We start from the raw sequence: 23,246 nt of genomic DNA on the forward strand, positions 1-23,246 counted from the left end.
GGAATCAATTTTAACGTTATGCCTCGAATACCGTCGCGTTTTATCCCTCTGCTGATCGTTCTGGCCGGGGCGCTGTTCTATTTTCCCTTTCTGGGACGGGTTCACCTGTTCGACTGGGACGAGATCAACTTCGCCGAATCAGCGCGGGAGATGATCGTAACGGGCAACTATACCCGCGTACAGATCAATTTTCAGCCGTTCTGGGAAAAACCGCCCCTGTTTTTCTGGATGCAGGTGCTGGCGATGAAAACCTTCGGGATCGGGGAGTATGCCGCCCGGTTTCCGAATGCGGTGGTCGGTGTCGTTACGCTCGTGGTACTGTTCGGCATCGGCCGCCAACTGGTCGACCGGCGGTTTGGCCTGCTCTGGGCGCTGGCGTATTTCGGTTCGCTGACGCCCCACTTGTATTTCAAGTCGGGCATCATCGATCCGACGTTCAATCTCTTCATCTTTCTGGGCGTCTGGTTCATCAGCCGGGCCGTGGCGGCCTACGGCAGCGCTTCAGCCACGCGGTTAGCGGCCCTGTCAGGGTTGTTCGTCGGGCTGGCCGTGTTGACGAAAGGGCCGGTCGGCGGGTTGCTGGTGGGCCTGACGTTCCTGATCTACTGGGGTTTCCGGCGGTTCCGCCCGATTCTCGGCTTCGGCAACGGCGCGCTTTTTTTTCTCTGCGCGCTGGCGGTGGCCTCGGTATGGTTCGGGCTGGAGCTGATCAAGAACGGGTTCTGGTTCTTCGAAGAATTTCTGCGGTATCAGGTCCGGCTGTTCTCGACACCCGACGCCGGGCATCAGCAACCGTTTTATTATCACTTTCTGGTGGTGCTTCTGGGTTGCTTTCCAATGTCGCTGTTTGCCATTCGCGGCTTTCGGCATCGGTTTCGGCCGGTGGTTGCGGGTGACCGCTCCGAACGCGCAACCGGAATGGCGGATTACAAATCCGCGGCAGGGGGAGGAGCGACTGCCGGCGGTTCGGATTACAAATCCGGACGAGCAGTCGAACGGGCGGAGGATTTTCGATTCTGGATGGTCATTCTGTTCTGGGTGGTGATGATCCTGTTCTCCATTGTGAAGACCAAGATCGTGCATTATTCCTCGATGGCCTGGTTTCCGGTTTCCTTTCTGGCGGCCACGGTATTGTACGCTTACCTGAACGGAGAACTGAAATGGAACCGCTGGCTGACCGTCGGCATTGCCCTCATCGGCGGGGTACTGGCCCTGGCCATTGCCGCCCTGCCGGTGATCGGCCTTTATACCGACCAGTTGATTCCCTACGTTAAAGACCGGTTTGCGGCCGCCAACCTGACGGCCCCCGTCGAGTGGGACGGCTGGGAGTGGGTCATCGGACTGGCCTACGGGCTGCTGATTGCCTGGGCGCTATGGTTCCGGTCCCGGCGGCCGGTGCTGGGGACGGTGGCTCTCTTTCTGGCGACTCCGCTGCTGCTCTGGTTCGTTCTGCCGGTGATCGTGCCGAAAATCGAGCGCTATACGCAGGGCGCCGTCATCGACTTCTACGAAGCCAAGCAGGAGCAGGACATTTACATCGAGCCAATCGGCTACAAAAGCTACGCCCATCTGTTTTACTTCCGCAAGCAGCCCCAGACCAACCCGAACAGCTACCGGGAAGACTGGCTCATCAACGGCCCCGTCGACAAACCGACATTTTTCGTGACCCGCAACATCAACCTCGACCAGTACCGCTATAACCCCAACCTCGAGGTGATCGGCGAGGAAAGCGGGTTCGTGTTCCTGCGTCGAAAGCCGTCTTTCATCAAGTAAGCGCCGGAACTACGATTTAAGATTGGAAAGCCAGTTGGATGAAAGCCGCCAGTTCCATCAGCCAGGCCACGCCGAGGTGGATGATGATGCCGCCCCAGATGCTGCGCGTCCGGAGGGCGATGACGCCGAGGATGTAACCGCCGAAGATGGAGCTGATCGTTTCGCCGGGCGGCTTCCCGAAGTGGATGAACGCATACGTGACCACCATCGGCAGAACGGCCCCGCGGCCCAGAATCCGGCTCATGCCGATCACCAGAAAGCCCCGGAACATCAGCTCCGTCGGGACGAAATCCCAGCCGTAGGCCAGTTCATAAATGACGGCCGTTACCCAGGTCGGTACGTTGAAAAACTCGTCGGCTTCGGTGTCCCGGTAGGTAGGGTAGGTTTCCAGAAAGGAGGGCTGGAAAGAGGCATAGGTGATCAGCGGAGCCATGCAGAGCAGCAGGATGAAGTAGATCCGCAGCCCCTTCCATTTGGGCCGCATCCCATAGAAGCCGTTTTTCTCCTTTTCCGCAAACCAGTAAAACAGCAGCAGCGGCAGCAGCACCGTCACCAGCGAGTGCAGGTTGCGCAGGCAGTAGAAGGCGAAACGGTAAATCGCGCCGTCCAGTAGCCGGTGACTCCAGTCGTTGAATCCGTAGAACCCGGCATAGACCGCATACACCGCCAGCCCGAACAGGCTATACAGCCAGAAATCCCGCGATTGCCAGACCTCCGTCTGCCCGTGAAACCGGGTCCAGAGGCCCACACCGGTATAGTAGGCGAAGGCATAGAGGAGAAAATAATAGACAATCCGGATGTTTTGGCCCCGGTAGGCGTCGATGTAGGAATCCTCGAAATCGAGGTAGTAATTCAGACCGATGCAGGCGGCCAGAAAGACCGCAGTCACGGCATACAGGTCCGGGCGGAAATCGGCTTTCAGGTAGTCACGGAGGTAACGGATGATCGTACGCATGGCGGCCCGAAATTGGCACAATCCGGACAGGAAACCAACCAGCCCACGCTTGTAAGGATCAGATGGTTGGCTGAATTGCGGATTCGGTTCGATGAAGCGGTTTCACTGCCCTTCGGCCAGCTGGTTCACCAGCGCCGGCACTTCGGGTTCTCCTTTGAAAAACGCGCCTTTTTTGCCGCGCGTCAGCGCCCAGCGGTGCAGCCAGGAAATGCCGCCCCGGCCCACATACCGGTCTTCCGAGCGGTACGCTTCGTCTTTCAGGGCATCTTCTAAAGAGATAAACGAATAACCCCGGTTTTTCAGCCGGCGCAGCAGCTCACCGAAATAATGGGCGTTGATGCTGTTGGCATGAATCAGCAGCGTCTGCGGAATCTGCCGCCCGAACAGCGAGTCGGTCTGCGCTTCGTAATACCCGACCACAGCCGTCATATAGTCCAGATACTGCCGCCCGACTTCTCCGGCCGTTGCCGTATCCCCTTTCAGCAGGGCTTTGTCGAAGGCCAGCGAAAACAGGTAATCGGAGTTATCGACCGTGACGGGCGCTTCGCGGTATTGGTGCTGCACCAGAAAGCGTTCCAGCGAATCTTTCTTACCGGGCGTGTCGCCTTTCCGCAGAAAGGGGTGCCGGAAATACCGGAACGGTTTTCCCTGCCGGCTGACTAAATCCCGCGTGATCTTCTCCCCGCCGGAAACGTCGTCGAGGTATTCCCGAATCGATATCCGGTTGAGGTCTTTATGCGCGAACGTGTGGTTACCCAGTTCATAGCCGGCCTCCAGCCACTGCTTCAGGATGGCAACCTGGTCCGGGTCGGGCGCGCCGTCGCGGTAAAGCCACTGCGAAACTACGAAGCCGATGGCCGGAACCTGGTACTCCCGGAAGTGATGCAGCAGCCGCCGGGTCATGGCCATCCGGTCGGCGGGTGTCCGGTAAAATCGGGAAACCGTGGGCAGATCGTCGACCGTGACGACGATTTGTTTCTGGGCCTGGAGGGAAAAAGCCGTCGGCAGGCAGAGGAGGAGAAGCCAAAAGCGCATCGGTTTTCGGGCGGAGGTTTGGCGCAAAGATGGGCAAACTATTTCAAATGTTCCGGCAATCGCTATACTTGTAACCATGTTACTGTTTATCATCACGCTTACCACCCTGGCCGTAATCATCCGGATCGTGGCCAATCCGCTTTCGAACGTTTTTCAGAAGCAGCTCACCCAGCGGTCGGCCGAACCGCTCTTCGTAACCTCGGCCACCTACGGTTTTCTGAGCCTGCTCAGCCTGTTTTTCTGGAAGGACATCTCTCTGACGGCCCTTTCGCCGGCTTTCTGGTACAACGCGTTGATCGTCAGTATTCTGGCGGTATTGGGCAATGTGTTTCTGGTACGGGCGCTCCGGACGGGCGACCTCTCGGTGCTGGGGCCGGTCAACGCCTACAAGTCCGTTGTCAGCATCGTGTTCGGGATCGTTCTGCTGAACGAGGTGCCGAGCTGGCTCGGGCTGCTCGGCGTCGCGCTGATCGTGGCCGGCAGTTACTTCGTGCTGGGGTCCGGCCGGTTGGAAGGCGGTTTTTCCTGGCAGCTGCTCCGCCGGCCCGAAATCCAGCTGCGGCTGGCGGCTCTGGTCTGTTCGGCCATCGAAGCGGTATTCATCAAACGGGCCATGCTGCTGTCTTCCGCCGTTACGACCTTCGTGTTCTGGTGTGTGCTGGGGTTCGTTCTTTCGCTCGTCTGGGTCGGGGTGGCGCTGCGGGGCCGGTGGCAGGAACAGGTCCGGTTGCTGTTTTCCCAGAAAATCACCTACCTGGCTCTGTTTCTCTCCGTGGGCCTGATGCAGTTTTCGACCAATGTGGCCTTCGACGGAACACAGGTCGGCTACGCGCTGGCCCTGTTTCAGACTTCCGCGCTGCTGAGCGTTCTGTTTGGATATCAGTTTTTTAAGGAAAAGAATATCCTGCCGAAGCTGATCGGCGCGGCCATCATGGTGACGGGTGCGGCTTTGATCGTCGTGTTTAAATAATCGTATGGAAGACCTCTTCGCCACCGACCAAACCCGCGACCTGGTGCCCCGCATCCGGGCCTTCGTCGAAACCGAACTGTTTCCGCTGGAAACGGCCGAGTACCTGACCGGGCGGTTTTCCAGGGTGGCCGCGTTGCTGGACCAGAAGCGCGATCTGGTCAAAAAAGCCGGCCTGTGGGGGCTGCAACTCGGGGCCGGAGAGGGCGGGCCGGGGCTAACGCTCTGCGAGTTCGGGCAGGTCAGCGAGGTGATGGCCGCGAGCCCGTTCGGGCATTATACGTTCAACTGCCAGGCTCCCGACATCGGGAACATGGAACTGATGCACCGGCACGCGTCCGATGCGCTCAAAAGCCGGTATCTGGAACCCCTCCGCGACGGCCGTATCCGGTCCTGTTTTGCCATGACCGAACCTGAATTTGCCGGTTCGAACCCCACCCGGCTCGGAACCACGGCCGTTCGGGAAGGCGACGACTATGTGATCGACGGCCATAAATGGTTTACGTCTTCGGCCGACGGGGCGGCTTTTGCCGTCGTCATGGCCGTGACCAACCCGGAGGCCCCGGCCCACCGGCGGGCGAGCATAATCGTGGTGCCGACCGACACCCCTGGTTTTCAGCGGGTTCGGAACCTGTCCATCATGGGTGACCCCGGCGACCACTGGGGTAGTCACGCGGAGGTGCGTCTGGCCGACGTGCGGGTGCCGGTTGCAAACCGGATCGGGGAGGAGGGTATGGGCTTCGTGCTGGCGCAGGAGCGGCTGGGGCCGGGCCGGATTCACCACTGCATGCGCTGGATCGGCATCAGCGAACGCTGTTTCGACCTGATGTGCCGCCGGGCGGCTTCCCGCGAGATCGAAACCGGCGTGATGCTGGGCGAAAAGCAGTTTATTCAGGGATTCATTGCCGAAAGCCGCGCCGAAATCGATGCCGCCCGGCTGATGGTGCTGCGGACGGCCCGCAACATTGACCGGTATGGAGCAGCAGGAGTTCGGAACGAAATTTCGGCCATCAAATTTTTTGTCGCCAACGTGATGCTGAAGGTCGTGGACCGCACGATCCAGACCTACGGAGCCATGGGCATCACCGACGACCTGCTGCCGGCCTGGTATTACCGCCACGAACGGGGCGCCCGCATTTACGACGGGGCCGACGAGGTCCACAAGTCCGCCCTGGCGCGAAGCATTCTGAAGGAATACGGTCTGGAGATAAAAAAGAAGCCATGAACCCCGACTCCGCTTCCCGAATCCGACCCGGCGAAGAACTCGACCAGGCTCACCTGAATAATTATCTGGCGACGGTGGTACCCGGCTTCGGCCGGCTGACCGCCATCGCCCAGTTTCCGGGCGGTTATTCCAACCTGACGTATCTGCTGACGGCCCTTACAAACGCTTCCGTGTCAGTGGAATATGTGCTTCGGCGGCCGCCGTTCGGGGCCAAAGACATCAAAGGCGGCCACGACATGGGCCGTGAATACCGGGTGTTGACGCTGCTGCATTCGGCCGGTTACCGTTCTGCGCCGGAACCGGTGGTTTTCTGCGAGGACGATGCGGTCATCGGTGCACCTTTTTACGTCATGAAACGGGTGCCCGGCGTCATTCTGCGGGCCGGCAGCCCGTCGGCATTGAACCTCCCTGCCGAAACGATGCGCCGGTTGTCCGAAGCGCTGGTCGATCAGCTGGTGGCGCTTCATGCACTGGACATCCACGGATCAGGGCTGGTACAGCTGGGCAAACCGGAGGGTTACATCCGGCGGCAGGTGGAGGGCTGGCACCGGCGGTATCAGGCCGCCCAGACCGACGAACTGCCCGTTATGGACAAACTCGCCCGGTGGCTGGATGCCCAATTGCCGCCCGAACAGGCGCCGACGCTGCTGCACAACGACTATAAATATGACAACGTGGTGCTGAACAGGACGGACCTGACGCAGATCGAAGCGCTGCTCGACTGGGAGATGTGTACGGTCGGCGACCCGCGCATGGATGTCGGCACGGCTCTTTCCTACTGGTCGGAAACCGGCGACGGGCCGTTCGAGAAGTCGTTCAACCTGAGCTGGCTGCCGGGCAACCTGACGCGCCGGGAGGTAGTCGAAAGATACGGGGCCGGCAGCGGCCGTGATTTGTCCCGGATTTTGTATTTTTACGTATTCGGTCTGTTCAAAAACGCAGTGGTGATGCAGCAGATTTACGGACGCTACCGGCGCGGACTGACCCGCGACCCGCGCTTCGCCGGCCTGTTGACCGGCGTTCGTACACTGGCCGCCAAAGCCGCCACCGCCATCGAAACCGACCGCTTATAATTTCACTCATCAACAACAGAACCTATGGCTTCGACCACCCTTGAACTGAACGGTTTGAATTTCAATTTAACGGAAGAACATATGGCCGTGCGGGATGCGGCCCGGGATTTTGCGCAGAACGAACTGCTGCCCGGCGTCATCGAGCGCGACAGCCAGGCAAAATTTCCGACGGAACAGGTCCGTCGTATGGGCGAACTGGGTTTTCTGGGCATGATGGTTTCGCCCGATTATGGCGGGGGCGGCATGGATACGGTGTCGTATGTGATCGCGATGGAGGAAATATCCAGGGTGGACGCTTCCAGTTCAGTCATCATGTCGGTCAATAACTCGCTGGTCTGCTGGGGGCTGGAGATGTTCGGCACCGAAGCGCAGAAGCAGAACTATCTGACGCGGCTGGCAACGGGTGAGGTCATCGGCGCTTTCTGCCTTTCCGAGCCGGAAGCCGGTTCGGACGCCACCTCGCAGCACACCACCGCCACCGACCAGGGCGACCATTACCTGCTGAACGGCACTAAAAACTGGATCACCAACGGCGGCTCGGCCGCCGTTTATTTGGTGATGGCCCAGACTGACGCCGAAAAGCGGCACCGCGGTATCAACTGCCTGATCGTCGAGAAGGACCAGCCCGGTTTTGTGGTCGGTAAAAAAGAAGACAAGCTGGGCATCCGGGCTTCGGACACCCACTCGCTGATGTTCACGGACGTCAAAGTGCCGAAGGAAAACCGCATCGGCGACGACGGGTTCGGGTTCAAGTTTGCCATGTCGACGCTGAACGGCGGCCGCATCGGGATTGCCGCCCAGGCACTCGGCATTGCCGCCGGAGCCTATGAACTGGCCCTGGCTTACGCGCAGGAACGGAAATCATTCGGAAAAAAGATTTTCGAGCATCAGGCCATCCAGTTCAAGCTGGCCGAAATGGCGACGAAGATCGAAGCGGCCCGGCTGCTGGTGTACAAGGCGGCCCGGCTGAAAGATGAACACAAGGACTACGTGCAGGCGGCCGCCATGGCCAAACTGTTCGCGTCGGATGTGGCGATGTGGGCGACGACGGAAGCCGTTCAGATTCACGGAGGATACGGTTATGTGAAAGAATTTCACGTAGAGCGGATGATGCGGGACGCCAAAATCACCCAGATTTATGAAGGTACGTCGGAAATACAAAAACTGGTTATAGCCCGAGAGCTGGTTAAATAGAACTTTTTCGCCTTTTACACAATTTTTTCAAAAAAGACGCGCGTTGCCTTGTAGGTGACGCGCAATTTTTTTTATCTTTTCGCAAGAATCATTGTTGTATTAGATTTGTACAATTTATTAGTTTTGTGCAAATTTGCATCAGCAATACCTGTAGATACATCTCTTTCACCGTATGGAAGACTATAATAAAATAATCGAATCGCTGGGTGTAAAATTCATTAAAGCCCGAAATATCCGCATTTTACAGCCTATAACCATCAAAAACTACTACGACGTCGAGAACTCTCTGACGATTCTCTACAACGGGGAAGTCTCCTTCGGTGACGAGAAAGTAAAGGTGGAAGTGGGCGATATGCTGTTCATCCCGGGCGGAAAGCACGTCACCGTCACGTACGGAGACTCCTCCCAGCCCAGGACCGTATCGAACGAAGAGTTCATGACGCATCGTGAGCTCTACTTCGAAGCCAACCGCGATCCGCAGAAGATCGCCAACATGCCGAATTCGTTCGGGTACGTGTCGTTCGAAGCGAAGGTGTTCGATTCGGTGAACTTCTTCAACTCCCTGGACGTACCGCCCTTCATCATCAAGCGGGAAGATTCGCTGGCGCAGACCATCAACCAGATTCTGGCCGAGGATATGCTCGATACGCCGGGGAAAGGCCGAATCATCAAGATCAAGACCGAGGAGATCGTGATCGAGGTGATTCGCTACATCCTGAAAAACCGCCTGTTCGTCGAGCAGCTGGTAACCAACAGCACCTACTTCAAAGACCCGCGTCTGATCGACATTTTTGCCTACATCAAAGATAATCTGGGGGGCGACCTGTCGAACAAGGTGCTGGCCAACGTCGCCAACGTGTCGGAAGATTACGTCGGGCAGTATTTCAAGATGCTGACGGGAATCAATCCGCAGGACTACATCGAATACCAGCGGATGGAAGCGGCCGTGGGCCTGCTGCGCACCTCCAAGAAAAGCATCCGCGCGATCGGTGCCGAGGTAGGTTACAAGGATACGGCGTATTTCTGCCGCCGGTTCAAGATGATGTTCGGAATCCCGGCCGGGAAGATGCGCCGTCGGGAGTCGCTGATGAACGTATAAAAAGAAAATAACAGGGCCGCTGCGGAGAGGCTCCTGTTTACTAAACGGGAGCCTCTCCGCAGCGGCCCTGTTTATTGGGCGCTGCGGAGGGCCGGCTGATTGAGGGCCTGGACGGCGGATGCGATTTCCGGTAACAATTCCGGGTCTTTCTCAATCCCGTTGCCCACCACGATTACATCGGCTCCGGCCCGCAGGGCGGCCTGTGCCTTTTCGACGGAGTTGATGCCCCCACCCACGATGATCGGCGTATCGACACACTTCCGCACGGCCCCGATCATTTCCGGCGAGATAGGCCGGCGGGCTCCGCTGCCGGCATCCATGTAAATTAGCTTCAGGCCCAGCATCTCACCGGCCATGGCCGTACAGGCGGCTACGCTCGGTTTGTCGTACGGAATCGGAGTAGTGTTGCTGATGTAGGAAACCGTCGTCTGAACCCCGCTGTCGATCAGCATATAACCGGTCGGTAAAATCTCCAGCCCACTCTGTTTCAGGATGGGGGCGGCAATGACGTGCTGCCCGATCAGAAACTCCGGATTTCGGCCGGAGATCAGAGACAGCAGGAGAATGGCATCGGCGGTGGGTTCGATATGCAGGCTATTTCCGGGAAACAGAATCGTGGGGATGTTCGTATACTCCCGAATGGTTTCGATCACCTCCCGCAGGACGAAATTGGTGATGAGGCTGCCGCCGACAAAAAAGAAGTCGACCCGGTTTTCGACGCTCCGGATTAAGAGATCCTTAAAAGAGTCTTGCCCGACCTTATCCGGATCGAGCAAGACGACAAATGATTTCTGCCCTGTTTCCTTACGGTCACAGAGGGTTGTTAGTAGCGGATGGCGTGTATGGGCTGGTCGCTGTTGGTTGCTGCTGGGCTGCATTATTCTGACGTAAGCGAGACATAAAATCAGTCACCTGCTGGCGGGCCATATTCGTCACGATGGACGTCAATATCCCGGTGATGGCACCTCCGATCGCTGATTTTTTCGGCGCTTCCTCTGCGGCTTTCGCAGCCCGTCTGGCCTGGGCTTTCGTGCTGTTTTCGTAGAGGTGGTTGTCCGCTTCCTCGTCATCGTAATCTTCGTCATCCTCATCCTCGTCATTTGACTTCGGGAGCAGGATGCTGGCGACTACGAACACGGCGAAGCAGACACCGGCCACCAACGCCACGGATTTGCCGACTTCGACGGCGTCGCCTTTCAGCGCCTGGACGTTGGTTTCAATCGAACTTTTATACTGCTCGGTGGCTTCCATCAACTCGGCCCGCCGGGCTGAGGTATCTGAAAAAGGCACATTCGGATCCATAAAATGAGCGTTCTAAATTAGTAAAAAAATGAATTGACCAATTTTAAAGCTTTGAGGACGCCTGGTCAGTAGAGGTTTACCTGAGCGTTTATTTGTTCATGGAAGTGCTCTGGCTGAGCGATTCCCGCGTTTGATTCATCAAATCCTGCACGACTTCAGTTTTTTCCTCTGCCTTCTTCTCCTGTCGATTTTTTATCAGATTATAAGCCGTTTTCCGAAGCATTCCTTCAATGGAGTTCTTGGCGAACACCCAGATCAGCGTCAGCACCAGGAAGAACCCGGCAACGATCAGGAAACCCAGATACCGGCTGTCCAGCACTTCGTTCAGATAGGCGGCCAACAGGCTGAATAAAAAGATGGTAGTGATGGTGGCTAAGAATCCCAGCACGATTCCGTGAACACCCTGAACCACTCCATCCTCTACCCGGTTACGGGTTTCGAGCTTGAATAACTCGATTCTCGCTTCCAGATATTTGAAGAGGCTCTCTCTGATTTCTTCTATCTTCTCTAACATAGCTGTATATCATTAGTGGCTGCTGTAGTAGTACAAATAAGGCTCCATTTTGTTTGGAAAAAGTCTCGTAGGGAGCCGGTTTACCGCAACAATATGCTTATTGGACGCCAAAATCAATGGAGAGTCATTCTTCCGGGACACAAAAAAACCGCTTCAGCATTGGAAAGCGGTTTGCGAACTCATGATAATCCCGGAGATTGTGGAAATTTTTCCTGTTTATCGTTGCTGATTTTACCCCGGAAAATAAGCATGCCGGGTCAGTCATGGTTATTTTTCACTTATTTCGGAGACGAGCCCCGGAGAAGCGAAGAAGTTCCCATGACCGACGCCGGCAGCGGAATTTCAGTCTCGGTGAAGCCGGCAGAAGCCCTTAGCTGGTCCGCTTGAGCTTCGCTTCGATGGTTTGCTGCGTATGCGGGACGGCCCGCAGGCGCTCTTTCGGAATCAGCTTGCCGGTATCGATACAGACACCATAGGTTCCGTTCTTGATCCGCACAAGAGCCGCTTCCAGTTGCTGGATGAATTTCTGCTGCCGGGCAGCCAGCTGGCTCAGGTTTTCACGTTCACTCGTGTCGGCTCCGTCTTCCAGCAGTTTCGATGTGCCGGAGGTGTTATCGGTCCCGCTGTCGTTACGTTTGCTAAGTGCCTCCTTGATGTAATTCAACTCGTTACGGGAGGTTTCCAACTTCTGACTGATCAGAACCTCAAACTCCTTCAGTTCCTCCTCGGAGTACCTTTTTTTTTCTTCCTGAACCATACACTGACCAGATGGTTTAGTGGGTGAAAACTTTCCTGTCGATTAAACAACAAAATTACAACTCTATTGATTCTTTTTCAATCGATTTGACCTGCCGTTTAAAAAAAAGTTCAAAAATTATGAATCGGTAAATACCCAATAACACCAATCAAAATTTGGCTATACAACTTTTAGCTTAAAATGAAGTTTGGTATTAATGAACGATCGGGGTAAATCATTCTGAATCAGAAAATTATATTTAATCGTGAAAAAATAGTTCTTTATTGGTGTCGTTATCTTTTTTGGTAAGTTTGTTTCGACACTTCATCAAGGTGGTCAACTAAAACGTTAGTTCTTATGGCTTACATAGAACCTGCTCCTATAAAAGATAAAGAAAACCCGCTCGAATCGATGATGTCGCGGTTCGATGCGGCCGCGCGGCTGCTTGGACTCACGGAGGAGATGTATCATATTCTGAAAGTTCCGGCCCGTCAGGTTACCGTCGGTTTGCCCATTACGATGGACAACGGCGAAATAAAAGTTTTCGAAGGTCACCGGGTGATTCACTCGACTATTTTAGGACCCTCCAAGGGCGGGATCCGGCTCGACCCGGGTGTCAACATCGACGAGGTGCGGGCCCTGGCTGCCTGGATGACCTGGAAGTGTGCCGTCGTCGATATTCCCTACGGCGGGGCCAAGGGCGGTATTGCCTGTAACCCCCGGGAAATGTCGGCCGGCGAAATCGAACGCCTGATGCGGGCCTATACCGTGGCGATGCTCGACGTCTTCGGCCCCGACCGCGATATTCCGGCTCCCGACATGGGCACCGGCCCCCGTGAGATGGCCTGGCTGATGGATGAATATTCCAAATCCCGGGGTATGACCATCAACGGGGTCGTGACGGGTAAACCACTGGTACTGGGCGGTTCCCTGGGCCGGACCGAGGCCACCGGCCGGGGCGTCACCATCGCGGCCCTGTCGGCGATGGATAAGCTCCGCATGAACCCCTACCGCGCTACGGCCGCCATTCAGGGCTTCGGCAACGTCGGCTCTTTCGCGGCCGAACTGCTCCACGAGCGGGGCGTCACGGTCACCGCCATCAGCGACATTACCGGCGGCTATTACAACGAGAAAGGGCTGGACATTACGGCGGCTATGGCCTACCGCAATGCCCACAACGGCACACTCGACGGCTTTACGGGCGCCGAGCGCATTACCAACGAGGAACTGCTGGCGTTACCGGTCGACGTGCTGGTTCCGGCGGCCAAGGAAGACGTCATTACGGCCGAAAACGCCGATGCCATCCAGGCCCGCATGATCGTGGAAGGTGCCAACGGCCCCACCTCGGCCAGCGCCGACGACATCATCAACGAAAAGGGCATCATGGTCGTGCCGGACATTCTGGCCAACGCCGGCGGGGTAACCGTTTCGTATTTCGAATGGGTGCAGAACCGGATCGGCTACAAATGGACGCTCGACCGCATCAACCGCCGGTCCGACCGCAACATGAAGGACGCCTTCGACCGGGTGTTCGAGACGTCCAAGAAATACAAGGTGTCCATGCGGCTGGCGGCTTATATCGTCGCCATCGACAAGGTGGCCAGCACCTACAAATACCGGGGCGGCTATTAAGCCCAGGACTTGCGGGACAAGGTCTTACCGGACGGAGTCTCCATTCCCGGATTCCGGTCGGCTGCCGAGGTTTGATAGGGTGAAGGTATGAAGGCGATTCGGGTGATTCCCGATTGTTTCGTACTTTCACCCCGTCTTTTTGTGTCATTTGACCTTACGACTGCATGACAATCCACAAGGAAGGATATTCCATTCTTTTCTGGACACTGGTGATTCTGCTGGCAATCAACATTCTGTCCATCTCTTATCTGTTCACCGGCAACGAGACGGCTATTACCATTGTCCTGGCCGTCAGCCTGGTACTGTTTCTCCTGATTCTCCAGTTTTTCCGCAAACCCCGCCGGCTGACCTCCCTGAATGACCGGCAGGTGATTTCTCCCTGCGACGGAACGGTCGTCGTCATCGAAGAGGTCAACGAGCCGGAATACTTCAGGGGGCCGCGCCGTCAGGTGTCGATTTTCATGTCGCCCCTGAATGTCCACATCAACTTTCACCCGGTGAGTGGTATCGTGCGTTACGTCAAATATTATCCCGGGAAATATTTAGTGGCCTGGCACCCGAAATCCAGCACGGAAAATGAACGGACCTCGGTCGTGATTCAGACGAAAACCGGTGTCGAGGTTTTGCTCCGTCAGATTGCGGGGGCGCTGGCCCGGCGCATCGTCTGGTATGCCAAAGAGGGCCAGGAGGTGCAGCAGGGCCATGAACTGGGCTTCATCAAGTTCGGCTCGCGGGTCGACGTCTTCCTGCCGCTCGATGCGGAAGTGAAAGTCAGGATCGGCGAAAAAACGAAAGGAGGCACCACCGTCCTGGCTGAGTTTGACGATCCGGCCGCTTAGCACGAAAAACCCCGGCAGAGCCGGGGTTTTGGTTATTTTCTGCTTACAGGCTGTCCGCTTCCGAATGGACGGCTTCGTCGTATTCTTCCACCGGCACACACGAACACACCAGATTCCGGTCGCCATAGGCATTGTCGATCCGGCTGACGCTCGGCCAGAACTTGCGCGCTCGGATGTAAGGCAGCGGGAAAGCGGCTTTCTCACGACTGTAGGGCCGGTCCCACTGGTCGGAAAGTACGACCCCTGTGGTGTGCGGAGCGTTTTTCAGCACGTTGGCCGCCTTATCGGCTTTCCCTTCCTCCACTTCCCGGATTTCTTCCCGGATCTGAATGAGCGCGTCGCAGAACCGGTCGAGTTCGTCTTTGGATTCTGATTCGGTCGGCTCGATCATCATCGTGCCCGGCACGGGGAAAGAAATCGTCGGCGCGTGAAACCCGTAGTCCATCAGCCGCTTGGCGATGTCTTCCACCTCGACCCCGGCCGCTTTGAACGGGCGGCAGTCGACGATCATCTCGTGCGCGCAGCGGCCGTTGGTTCCGGTATAGAGAATCGGATAATGGTCTTCCAGCCGGGCTTTCAGGTAATTGGCATTCAGAATAGCGGTTTTGGTGGCATTCGTCAGGCCCTCACTGCCCATCATAGCAATATAGGCATAGGAGATCGTCAGGATGCTGGCCGAGCCGTAGGGGGCCGCCGATACCGCATGAATGGCCTTCTGGCCTCCCGTCTCCACCACCGCATGACCCGGCAGGAAAGGCGCCAGATGTTCGACCACGCCGATAGGCCCCATTCCGGGACCGCCACCACCGTGCGGAATGCAGAAGGTTTTATGCAGGTTGAGATGGCAGACATCGGCCCCGATGGCCGCCGGGCTGGTCAGCCCCACCTGTGCGTTCATGTTGGCTCCGTCCATGTAGACCTGACCGCCCTGCTGATGGATCACGTCACAAATGGTTTTGATGCTTTCCTCGAAGACGCCGTGCGTGGACGGATACGTCACCATCAGACAGGAAAGGTCTTTGCCGTACTGTTCGGCTTTGGCCTTCAGGTCATCGACGTCGATGTTACCCCGCTCGTCGCACCGCACGATCACGACCTTCATGCCGGCCATGACGGCGCTGGCCGGGTTGGTGCCGTGGGCTGAAGACGGAATCAGGGCGACGTTGCGGTGGCTTTCGCCCCGGCTTTCGTGGTAAGCCCGGATCACCATCAGACCGGCGTATTCGCCCTGAGCACCCGAGTTGGGCTGGAGCGAAACGGCCGCGAAGCCGGTAATTTCGCAGAGCCAGGCGCTCAGTTCTTCGATCATCTTCTGGTAGCCGGCCGCCTGTTCTTTCGGAGCAAACGGGTGCAGCCCGCCAAACTCGGACCAGGTCACCGGAATCATCTCGGCAGTGGCGTTCAGCTTCATGGTGCAGCTGCCCAGCGAAATCATCGAATGAACGAGGGAAAGATCTTTTTCTTCCAGCGAGCGCAGATAGCGCAGCATCTCATGCTCCGTATGATGCTTGTTGAAGACCGGGTGCGTCAGATAGTCCGATTTGCGGATCAGACGCTCCGGCCATTTGAGGGTCAGCGTTTCGATGGCCGCGTCGAGGTCGGCGCTGACGCCGAAGATGTCCAGCAACTGGGAGACGTCGTCGAGCGTCTTCGTCTCGTCGAATGAGATACCTACGTGTTCGTCGTTCTGAAAATACCGGAGGTTGACGCCGGCCGTCCGCGCCGATTTCCGCAGGGACTCCACATCGTCGACCCGAACCGTGATCGTATCGAAATAATGATTGGTCAGGATTTCGTAGCCGTTCCAGCGCAGGACCGTCGCCAGCAGGCGGGTCAGGCCGTGAACGCGCTCGGCGATCGCCCGCAGCCGCTCCGGACCGTGGTAGACCGCGTAACTGCTCGCCATGACCGCCAGCAGCACCTGGGCCGTACAGATATTGGAGGTGGCTTTTTCACGGCGGATGTGCTGCTCCCGGGTTTGCAGGGCCATGCGCAGGGCCGGGTTGCCTTCCGCGTCCACCGACACGCCGATGATCCGGCCCGGAATCTGCCGCTTAAAGGCATCTTTCGTCGCGAAGAAAGCCGCATGCGGTCCGCCGTATCCCATGGGAACGCCGAAACGCTGGGAAGAACCGACCACTACGTCGGCGCCCATTTCACCCGGAGGAGTCAGCATCGTCAGGCTCAGCAGGTCGGCGGCCACGGCGACGAACACGTTGTGTTCGTGGGCGGCTGCGATCAGGTCGGTGTAATCGAACACCTCGCCGTCGGTGGCCGGATACTGGAGCAGCATGCCGAACAGCCCTTCGTCCGTCACGTTGACCTGCCGGTGATCACCCACCTGAACGGTAATGCCGAGGGGCGTGGCACGGGTTTTGATGACATCGATAGTCTGGGGGTGGCAGTGCTTTGAAACGAAGAGGGTAGCCGCATTTTTTCGGGCGGCCGGGCGCATGGCATACAGCATGTGCATGGCTTCGGCAGCCGCGGTGCCCTCGTCGAGCAGCGATGCGTTGGCGATCTCCATACCGGTCAGGTCCATCACCATGGTCTGGAAGTTCAGCAGGGCTTCCAGGCGACCCTGAGCGATCTCGGCCTGATAGGGCGTATAGGCGGTATACCAGGCCGGGTTTTCGAGAATATTGCGAAGAATGACGTTGGGCGTAATCGTATCGTAATAGCCCATGCCGATGTACGACCGGAAGACTTTGTTCTGCCGGGCCAGCTTCTTGAAATCGTTCAAAAACTGGTATTCCGATTTGGGAGCCGGCAGGTCGAGCGGCTTCGGAAGCCGGATGGCCGCCGGAACCGTCTGGTCGATCAGTTCATCCACCGAGTCGAGCCCGATGGTCTTCAGCATGGAGGTAATCTGGGAAGCGTCGGAGCCGTTATGACGATCGGCAAACTGCTCCTGATAGCGCACATTGAGCTTCATTATCAACGAAGTATATTAGTCTGTAAGTGAAGTCGAAATGATCGGAAACCGGAAGTTGTGTTTCGGATTAAAGCATAGTTACAAAAGTACAAAGAATAACCGAACTCATTTGGTTCCCGTCGTTGATTCCCGTTCGGATTTCGATTAATCCTGCAATAGTATAAGATTTCGGATGCCTAATCAGAGTTTGAAATATGTCTGTACATCCAACTGTTTCGGTGGTGATGCCGGTTCATAATGCGGAACGCTTCGTGGAGGAGGCCATCCGAAGTGTGCTCAGTCAGACATTCGCGGACCTTGAACTTATCCTGATCGACGACGGATCGACAGATAGGTCACCCGCCATTCTCCGGCAATACCGGGACCGCGACGACCGCGTTCGGTTGATCGTCAACGCTACGGCGCTGGGATTCGGCGGGGAGAAAGCCTGCAACGAAGCCTACCGGCAGGCCCGGGGGACATACGTCGCCAAACTCGATGCCGACGACCGGGCCCACCCCGACCGCCTGGCCCGGCAGGTGGCGTTTCTTGAAGGGAATCCCAACGTCTTTCTGGTGGGAAGCTGGCTGGAAATCATCGACGGGCAGGGCCGGACGGTCGGGGTACGGAAGTATCCGACGGATCACGCGGCCATTTTCCGGGAGTTTTATTTCCGAAGCTGCATCGGACATCCCTCGATCCTGTTCCGAAACGGGGTCGTCCCCGGCGATTTTTACGAGCTGAAGTTTCCGCACCTGAACGACTACTACAGCTTCTTCCGCCACATGCGCTCCGGGCTGGAATTCGCCAATATTCCCGCCTGTCTGACCGCCTACCGGGTTCATACTTCCAACACGGTTTTTACCGGCCTGCGCGAAAAATGGAACACCAACATGGCGATCAAGAAAGTCATTCTGGAAGAATCGGGGATCAGACCACCTCTGCATCAGAAAGCCGCCCTGGGCGTCGCCACCGGCCTGATCAACACCGTTCCTGAAAGGCGGGTCTTTCAGACGCTGAACTTCCTGAGGCAGGCTTTCACGCTTTAAACCAGTCACCTTCCTCACCACGCTATGATCGTTCGACTGACCAGAATCGCCTTCGGAATGGGCTGGAACGCCGTCCGGACCGTTCCTTATTTCACCCGGAATTTTTTTACCCTGCGCCGGCAACTAAGAGCCGATCCTGACCCGCCGTTCCGCATCGGCGGGTTTTTCCCTTTTCTCTTCGACCGGTTTGCGGAGAGCGGTTACCTCGTCCGGCATTATTTTCAGCAGGATCTGCACGTCGCGCAGCGTATTTTTGACCACCAACCGGAACGGCACCTCGACATCGGCTCCCGAATCGACGGGTTTGTGGCCCATGTGGCGGCTTTCCGGGAAATTGAGGTGCTGGACATCCGGCCGCTCACCCGGTCGTTTCCAAACATCCGGTTTCGGCAGGTCGATCTGATGAATATGCCCGCCGACCTGCGCCTTTCCTGCGATTCGATCTCGTCCCTTCACGCCATCGAACATTTTGGGCTGGGGCGGTACGGGGACCCCGTGGATTCCAACGGGTATCTGAAAGCCCTCGATCATATCCACGCCCTCCTGAAACCGGGAGGGAAGTTCTATTTCTCGGTGCCGGTCGGCCCGCAGCAGATCGTCTACAACGCGCACCGGATTTTCAGCATCGACTATCTCGTTTCCCTGCTATCGACGCGCTACCGGATCGACGAATTTGCTTTAATTGACGATCAGGAGAACTTTCACCGGCACCTCGATCTACGTTCGCCGGAGGTAAAAAACAACTTCGGGTGCCGGTTCGGCTGCGGGATTTTCGAGCTGACCAAGCACCACGAACCAGCAAGGGCAGCTTTATGATTATCGTCGAACTGATGGGCGGGCTGGGAAACCAGATGTTTCAGTACGCGGCCGGCCGGCACCTGGCCCTGCTCAATCAAACGGAACTGGCTCTGGATATATACTATCTGCTCGACCGGGGGCCGCGGCTGGACAAACATTTCGTCTACCGGAATTTCGATCTGGATATCTTCGGCATTGAAACACCGGCCATACCGCCGGAAATTTCACTGAAATACGGCCGGTGCGCCCCGTTGGGGCGGCAGATTCTCAATCGGTTCCGGTCGCCCGGGCCGTATCGGTACACGGCCGAGCGGCATTTTCACTTCGACCCCGCTCTGCTGCGAAAACGGGGGCCGCTCTATCTCAGCGGTTACTGGCAGTCGCCCCGGTATTTTGAAGCCATCGGGGCCGTCATTCGGGACGATTTCCGCTTCTCGGACCCCCTTCCCGGCGCTTCCCGGCTCCTGCTCGCGCAGATTCAGGAGACAAACTCGGTCTGTCTGAACGTCCGGCGGGCCGACTTCGTCACCAATCCGGTTCACGGCACGTTCGGAAACGACTATTACCGGAAAGCGGAGGCCCTGCTGCTGAAGAAGGTGGAAAATCCCCATTTTTTCGTGTTCTCCGACGACCTGGACTGGTGCCGGACGCATCTGGCCCTACGCTCTCCGGTGACCCTGGTCGACCACCGACATGCCGGATCAAAATTCCGGCATTACCTTTTTCTGATGAGCTGCTGCCGCCATTTCATTATCCCGAACAGCACCTTTGCCTGGTGGGCCGCCTGGCTGAGCCGCCATGAAGAGAAAGTGGTTATCGGGCCGGGAAAGTGGTTCAGCCGGCCGCTTTTCGCCCGGAATACGGACTCGCTTTTTCCGGAAGGCTGGATTAGGATGTAACGGACGGTGGCGTCCCGGCGGTTTCTGTCTCCGCCGGGTCCGTGCCGGGCAACGGCGGCCGGGCTTCGGGCGTTTCGGCGGTCGGTTCGTGGCCGGACCGGAACTTTAAGTAGGCGATTTCATGAGCCAGGTCCTTGATCTGGGATTGTAGTCTTGAGATGACGATGGACAGGTGGAGAAGAAAGCAGATGATGGCGAAGATCGCCACCAGAAATAGGAGGGATGGGGCATAATAGACGCCCAGCAGGGCCGCGATGTATTGCAGGCCCTGCCGCCAGACCGAAAACACCAGAAGGACGGCCGTACAGAAAATCCAGACGACGGAGTATTCCTCCCGCAATTTTCCGCGGGCGATCAGCCGGACGATCACGTACATGAACGATACCGTGCCGAGGAGGCTCATAATCTGAATTTTAAGCGGGATGATGTCCATCTCAATCCGGTTTCAGACGCAGGAAAACAAACAGTGAACTCAGCGTCACCTTCGTCATGTAGTAAATGGAATTCAGGGACGAAATGGAGGAGGTACCGCCCTGGCGCTCCCGCATCTCGACGGCTACCTCCTTCATCCGGAGGCCATGCATACCGAACTGAACGATGGCTTCCGGCTCAGGGTATTCGTCGGGGTAATACCGACTTACGATTTCGAGCGTCTGCCGGTTGAAGGCCCGGAAGCCGGACGTGCTGTCGTGAACCGTCTGGCCGACCAGCAATCGGTTCAGGAACCTGAAAAACCGGATACCGAGCCGCCGGGCGTAGGTCGAGCGAAAACCGGTCTGGCCCAGAAACCGTGACCCGATCACGACATCGGCCTCACCAGCCAGCAGCGGCTGAAGGAGCTTGGGCAGCTCGGATGCGGGATGCTGGCCGTCGCCGTCGACCTGAACGACGATGGAATACCCCCGCCGGAAGGCAAACCGATACCCGCACTGCATGGCTCCCCCGATTCCGAGATTGACCGACAGGTCCAGATAATCACAGCCCAGCCGCCGGATGACGGAAAGAGAGCGGTCGGTGGAGCAGTCGTTGACTACCAGAACGTCGATGGGCAGGCGATGGGAACGCCGGAGCCCGTACAGTTCGGACACCACCTGGGCGATGGTCGATTCTTCGTTATAGCACGGCACGATGGCCAGTACGGAACGCGGGCTGTTTATCATCTCAGTCGTTTCGTCGGTAAATGTGAAGACTGCCCAGCGTCCGGATTTCCGAAAGACACCGTGTCTCGACCGCCTGGGGTTGCCGGTCGAAAATCAGATACTTTACGCCGAGGCTTTTCAGTTTAGACGAGCAGGGGTCGATTCCGACACTATAGGCGTCCTGAAAAGTATTGACGATGACCACGGAGTCCCTGCCGTCGATGTACGTATTCCAGGTCGTGTGGGCATACCGGTTGTAGGCCGAGTCCCGTACGGCCGTCGGGTCCAGCACCCGCATCGCGCGGAAATCCGGCTGATTTTTTACCCCGCTGAGCAGATTCACCCCCGTGGCTTCGACCAGGTAACTGATGTACTGGCTTCCCATCACCACCCAGCAGGCGGCCGGGTCTTCGGCCTGAATTTCCCGAACGGTTTTGTAGAGGGCATGATCCGTGATCGGGGATAGGCCGACCGAAACCGGATTGGCCCGGAGGTTGGGCAGGAGAAAAAATACCATACCGAACGAGAAGAGGGCAGTTTTATAAGGCCACTGAATGGAGGGCAGCAGCAGTACGCTCAGAACCGTGAAGAAAAGCGTCGGTACCAGAATTTGATGCAGCTTCAAAAAGCCCCCGGAATCGCTGAGGTTCAGCCCGGCGGCATAAACCAGGAGGCCGATGCAGAACACGACGCCGAAACCGGAAACCAGCCCCGGCAGGCGGAAGCTACGGTCCTGGATGGAATCGAGGTAAAGGACGGTGAGAAAGACGTTGGCCGTCCCGAAAAGAACCTGGGTTCTCCGCGTTGGGCTGGTGCCGAGGAGCGTCCCTCTGGCCAGCCATTCGGGGAAACCGATTTCGATCCAGGCCAGCAGAATCAGAATGATACCGGATAGGGCCAGCAGCACCGGGTCGACGGCTTTCGTATTCGTATAAATCAGCACCAGGCTCAGAAAGACAACGGGCGCGAAGGTGACGGAGTGGGAAAGCTCGCAGATGTTGAGCCAACCGGCCGGAATCTGACGGTCCGTCAGCAGCCAGCTGTAATACTCTGAAAACCAGTTGGCGACGAAGCCCGTGCCTCCGGTTTCCATCCGGCGCCCCGGGTAGACGGTGCCCGCCATCAGGTCAAAGGTGGTTCGGGCCTCCTGATAATAAAGCCAGCCGCAGATGGCGATGCCGGCGGCCGCCAGGGCCAGAGCGGTCAGTTTGAGGGGCAGGAAGGCCGTCAGGGCCTTTGACCGGCGGTGTTTGACCAGAAAACCGGCGAGCAGGGCGAGCAGGACATAGGCCATCGGCACCTGGAAGGGCGGGTAAAGATGCAGGGCGTAGAAAGCCGCAAAATACGCCAGCAGGACGCCGGGCAGCAGAAGGTGCCTCCGGTTGCGGCTGAACAGGAGCTGGAGCAGCAGGGCCAGCGTCAGCGAACCGACCGAGACGACCACTACCGGATACATCGACCACCAGACCATGCCGGAAGAAAAAACTACCCAGAAACTGCCGAAAACCGACAGCCAGAAGCGGTTTCGCGTAAAGGCCAGAAAGAACAGCGTGACGGCGGCCAGGCTGAAAAAGTATTTGAAGTTCCACCACCAGGCCAGTCCCCGGGCTTCGTCGAACAGCAGAAAACCCCAGTAATCGGGCCGAAACACCACGACCGGATGTTTCACCGGCAGATTGGCCACCAGCGGAGCCTGATCACCGCCGATGCTCGGATTCTGCGTCGGAAAGTCCCGCTGCGCCTGCGACAGCATGAAAGGGACCATGACCGCCCATTCGTCCATGCGGATCGGCCGGGCGGTTCCCGAGACCAGACCACGCTTCGGGTCGGAGCCGTCCGGAAGGATCTGATTCCACATCGGAATCGAGGAATAATGAATCTTCAGAAAGGTCAGCACGAAAAACAGCGCGGCACACAGGCCCAGAAACCACCGTACTTTCCGGTCGAACCGGATGAGGCCCGGCGGCAGCTCCGCCTGAGCCACCGGACCCGCCGAAACCGGAAGACCGGCCGGCTTCAAAGCCACCGTCGCCGGGCCGGAGTCGGATCGGGCTCCGGCCGGCGGAGGAGTTTTTTTACTTTTTTTGGACATGATGCGGGTAG

At 57.4% G+C, this 23,246-nt stretch carries 21 protein-coding genes; 11 read left to right on the forward strand and 10 right to left on the reverse strand.

The window, feature by feature from the left end; genetic code table 11:
• Positions 1 to 18 precede the first annotated feature (18 nt).
• Entirely contained in the window at positions 19 to 1,773 is a 1,755-nt protein-coding gene (locus DX909_RS12480) for an ArnT family glycosyltransferase (RefSeq protein ID WP_128545514.1), read from the forward strand.
• A 16-nt stretch (positions 1,774 to 1,789) separates the two neighbouring features.
• On the opposite strand, the gene DX909_RS12485 is transcribed toward DX909_RS12480, so the two are convergent.
• Together DX909_RS12485 and DX909_RS12490 are read right to left on the reverse strand one after the other, a co-directional pair.
• The gene (locus DX909_RS12485) at positions 1,790 to 2,728 is read right to left on the reverse strand and encodes a CPBP family intramembrane glutamic endopeptidase (protein WP_128545515.1); all 939 of its coding nucleotides are present in this window, start codon (positions 2,726 to 2,728) and stop codon (positions 1,790 to 1,792) included.
• A gap of 102 nt (positions 2,729 to 2,830) precedes the next feature.
• The gene (locus tag DX909_RS12490; protein ID WP_128545516.1) at positions 2,831 to 3,763 is read right to left on the reverse strand and encodes a polysaccharide deacetylase family protein; all 933 of its coding nucleotides are present in this window, start codon (positions 3,761 to 3,763) and stop codon (positions 2,831 to 2,833) included.
• Between the two features lie 76 nt (positions 3,764 to 3,839).
• On the opposite strand from DX909_RS12490, the gene DX909_RS12495 reads away from it, so the two are divergent.
• The 5 genes from DX909_RS12495 to DX909_RS12515 all read left to right on the forward strand — a co-directional run bounded on the left by DX909_RS12495 (position 3,840) and on the right by DX909_RS12515 (position 9,321).
• Positions 3,840 to 4,733 (forward strand): DMT family transporter, encoded by an 894-nt coding sequence (locus DX909_RS12495; protein ID WP_128545517.1) that lies wholly within the window; start codon positions 3,840 to 3,842, stop codon positions 4,731 to 4,733.
• Between the two features lie 4 nt (positions 4,734 to 4,737).
• Positions 4,738 to 5,955, forward strand: coding sequence for an acyl-CoA dehydrogenase family protein (locus DX909_RS12500; RefSeq protein WP_128545518.1), 1,218 nt, complete (start codon positions 4,738 to 4,740; stop codon positions 5,953 to 5,955).
• Positions 5,952 to 7,028, forward strand: a complete 1,077-nt coding sequence (locus DX909_RS12505) for a phosphotransferase family protein (protein WP_128545519.1) — start codon at positions 5,952 to 5,954, stop codon at positions 7,026 to 7,028. Before DX909_RS12500 ends, DX909_RS12505 begins: the two co-directional genes overlap by 4 nt.
• Before the next feature lie 54 nt (positions 7,029 to 7,082).
• Complete coding sequence (locus tag DX909_RS12510) at positions 7,083 to 8,222, forward strand: acyl-CoA dehydrogenase (RefSeq protein WP_206513003.1); 1,140 nt, start codon at positions 7,083 to 7,085, stop codon at positions 8,220 to 8,222.
• Between the two features lie 172 nt (positions 8,223 to 8,394).
• Positions 8,395 to 9,321: an AraC family transcriptional regulator gene (locus DX909_RS12515; RefSeq protein WP_128545521.1), complete on the forward strand. Its 927-nt coding sequence runs from the start codon at positions 8,395 to 8,397 to the stop codon at positions 9,319 to 9,321.
• Between the two features lie 71 nt (positions 9,322 to 9,392).
• Here the strand turns inward: DX909_RS12515 and DX909_RS12520 are convergent, their stop codons facing one another.
• The 4 genes from DX909_RS12520 to DX909_RS12535 form a co-directional block, all read right to left on the reverse strand.
• The gene (locus DX909_RS12520) at positions 9,393 to 10,199 is read right to left on the reverse strand and encodes a phosphoglycerol geranylgeranyltransferase (protein WP_128545522.1); all 807 of its coding nucleotides are present in this window, start codon (positions 10,197 to 10,199) and stop codon (positions 9,393 to 9,395) included.
• Positions 10,132 to 10,623 (reverse strand): hypothetical protein, encoded by a 492-nt coding sequence (locus tag DX909_RS12525; RefSeq protein ID WP_128545523.1) that lies wholly within the window; start codon positions 10,621 to 10,623, stop codon positions 10,132 to 10,134. The genes DX909_RS12520 and DX909_RS12525 overlap by 68 nt, the downstream gene beginning before the upstream one ends.
• A gap of 88 nt (positions 10,624 to 10,711) precedes the next feature.
• The gene (locus tag DX909_RS12530; RefSeq protein WP_128545524.1) at positions 10,712 to 11,137 is read right to left on the reverse strand and encodes a phage holin family protein; all 426 of its coding nucleotides are present in this window, start codon (positions 11,135 to 11,137) and stop codon (positions 10,712 to 10,714) included.
• Between the two features lie 370 nt (positions 11,138 to 11,507).
• Positions 11,508 to 11,894 carry a TraR/DksA family transcriptional regulator gene (locus DX909_RS12535; RefSeq protein ID WP_128545525.1) on the reverse strand — a complete coding sequence of 129 codons (387 nt, stop codon included), beginning with the start codon at positions 11,892 to 11,894 and terminating at the stop codon, positions 11,508 to 11,510.
• A 336-nt stretch (positions 11,895 to 12,230) separates the two neighbouring features.
• On the opposite strand from DX909_RS12535, the gene DX909_RS12540 reads away from it, so the two are divergent.
• Positions 12,231 to 13,505 carry a Glu/Leu/Phe/Val family dehydrogenase gene (locus tag DX909_RS12540; RefSeq protein ID WP_206512997.1) on the forward strand — a complete coding sequence of 425 codons (1,275 nt, stop codon included), beginning with the start codon at positions 12,231 to 12,233 and terminating at the stop codon, positions 13,503 to 13,505.
• A 164-nt stretch (positions 13,506 to 13,669) separates the two neighbouring features.
• Positions 13,670 to 14,344: a phosphatidylserine decarboxylase family protein gene (locus tag DX909_RS12545; protein WP_128545526.1), complete on the forward strand. Its 675-nt coding sequence runs from the start codon at positions 13,670 to 13,672 to the stop codon at positions 14,342 to 14,344.
• 43 nt (positions 14,345 to 14,387) lie between these two features.
• Here DX909_RS12545 and gcvP read toward each other — a convergent pair whose 3' ends face one another.
• Positions 14,388 to 17,279 carry an aminomethyl-transferring glycine dehydrogenase gene (gene gcvP / locus DX909_RS12550; RefSeq protein WP_128545527.1) on the reverse strand — a complete coding sequence of 964 codons (2,892 nt, stop codon included), beginning with the start codon at positions 17,277 to 17,279 and terminating at the stop codon, positions 14,388 to 14,390.
• Positions 17,280 to 17,473: 194 nt separating this feature from the next.
• Between gcvP and DX909_RS12555 the strand changes: the two genes are divergently transcribed.
• The 3 genes from DX909_RS12555 to DX909_RS12565 are packed head-to-tail and all read left to right on the forward strand — an operon-like array spanning position 17,474 to position 20,004.
• The gene (locus tag DX909_RS12555) at positions 17,474 to 18,307 is read left to right on the forward strand and encodes a glycosyltransferase family 2 protein (RefSeq protein WP_128545528.1); all 834 of its coding nucleotides are present in this window, start codon (positions 17,474 to 17,476) and stop codon (positions 18,305 to 18,307) included.
• Positions 18,308 to 18,331: 24 nt separating this feature from the next.
• A complete protein-coding gene (locus DX909_RS12560; RefSeq protein ID WP_128545529.1) occupies positions 18,332 to 19,123 on the forward strand; it encodes a DUF268 domain-containing protein in 792 nt (263 codons plus the stop codon).
• Positions 19,120 to 20,004: an alpha-1,2-fucosyltransferase gene (locus DX909_RS12565; RefSeq protein ID WP_128545530.1), complete on the forward strand. Its 885-nt coding sequence runs from the start codon at positions 19,120 to 19,122 to the stop codon at positions 20,002 to 20,004. The genes DX909_RS12560 and DX909_RS12565 overlap by 4 nt, the downstream gene beginning before the upstream one ends.
• Here DX909_RS12565 and DX909_RS12570 read toward each other — a convergent pair.
• The 3 genes from DX909_RS12570 to DX909_RS12580 are packed head-to-tail and all read right to left on the reverse strand — an operon-like array spanning position 19,994 to position 23,235.
• Positions 19,994 to 20,437 (reverse strand): DUF2304 domain-containing protein, encoded by a 444-nt coding sequence (locus DX909_RS12570; protein WP_128545531.1) that lies wholly within the window; start codon positions 20,435 to 20,437, stop codon positions 19,994 to 19,996. The genes DX909_RS12565 and DX909_RS12570 overlap by 11 nt on opposite strands.
• A 1-nt stretch (position 20,438) precedes the next feature.
• Positions 20,439 to 21,164 (reverse strand): glycosyltransferase family 2 protein, encoded by a 726-nt coding sequence (locus tag DX909_RS12575; RefSeq protein WP_128545532.1) that lies wholly within the window; start codon positions 21,162 to 21,164, stop codon positions 20,439 to 20,441.
• A 1-nt stretch (position 21,165) separates the two neighbouring features.
• Positions 21,166 to 23,235: a DUF7657 domain-containing protein gene (locus DX909_RS12580; RefSeq protein ID WP_128545533.1), complete on the reverse strand. Its 2,070-nt coding sequence runs from the start codon at positions 23,233 to 23,235 to the stop codon at positions 21,166 to 21,168.
• Between the last annotated feature and the right edge of the window lie 11 nt (positions 23,236 to 23,246).

This window comes from Larkinella soli (assembly GCF_003703975.1).
Lineage (GTDB): Bacteria > Bacteroidota > Bacteroidia > Cytophagales > Spirosomataceae > Larkinella > Larkinella soli.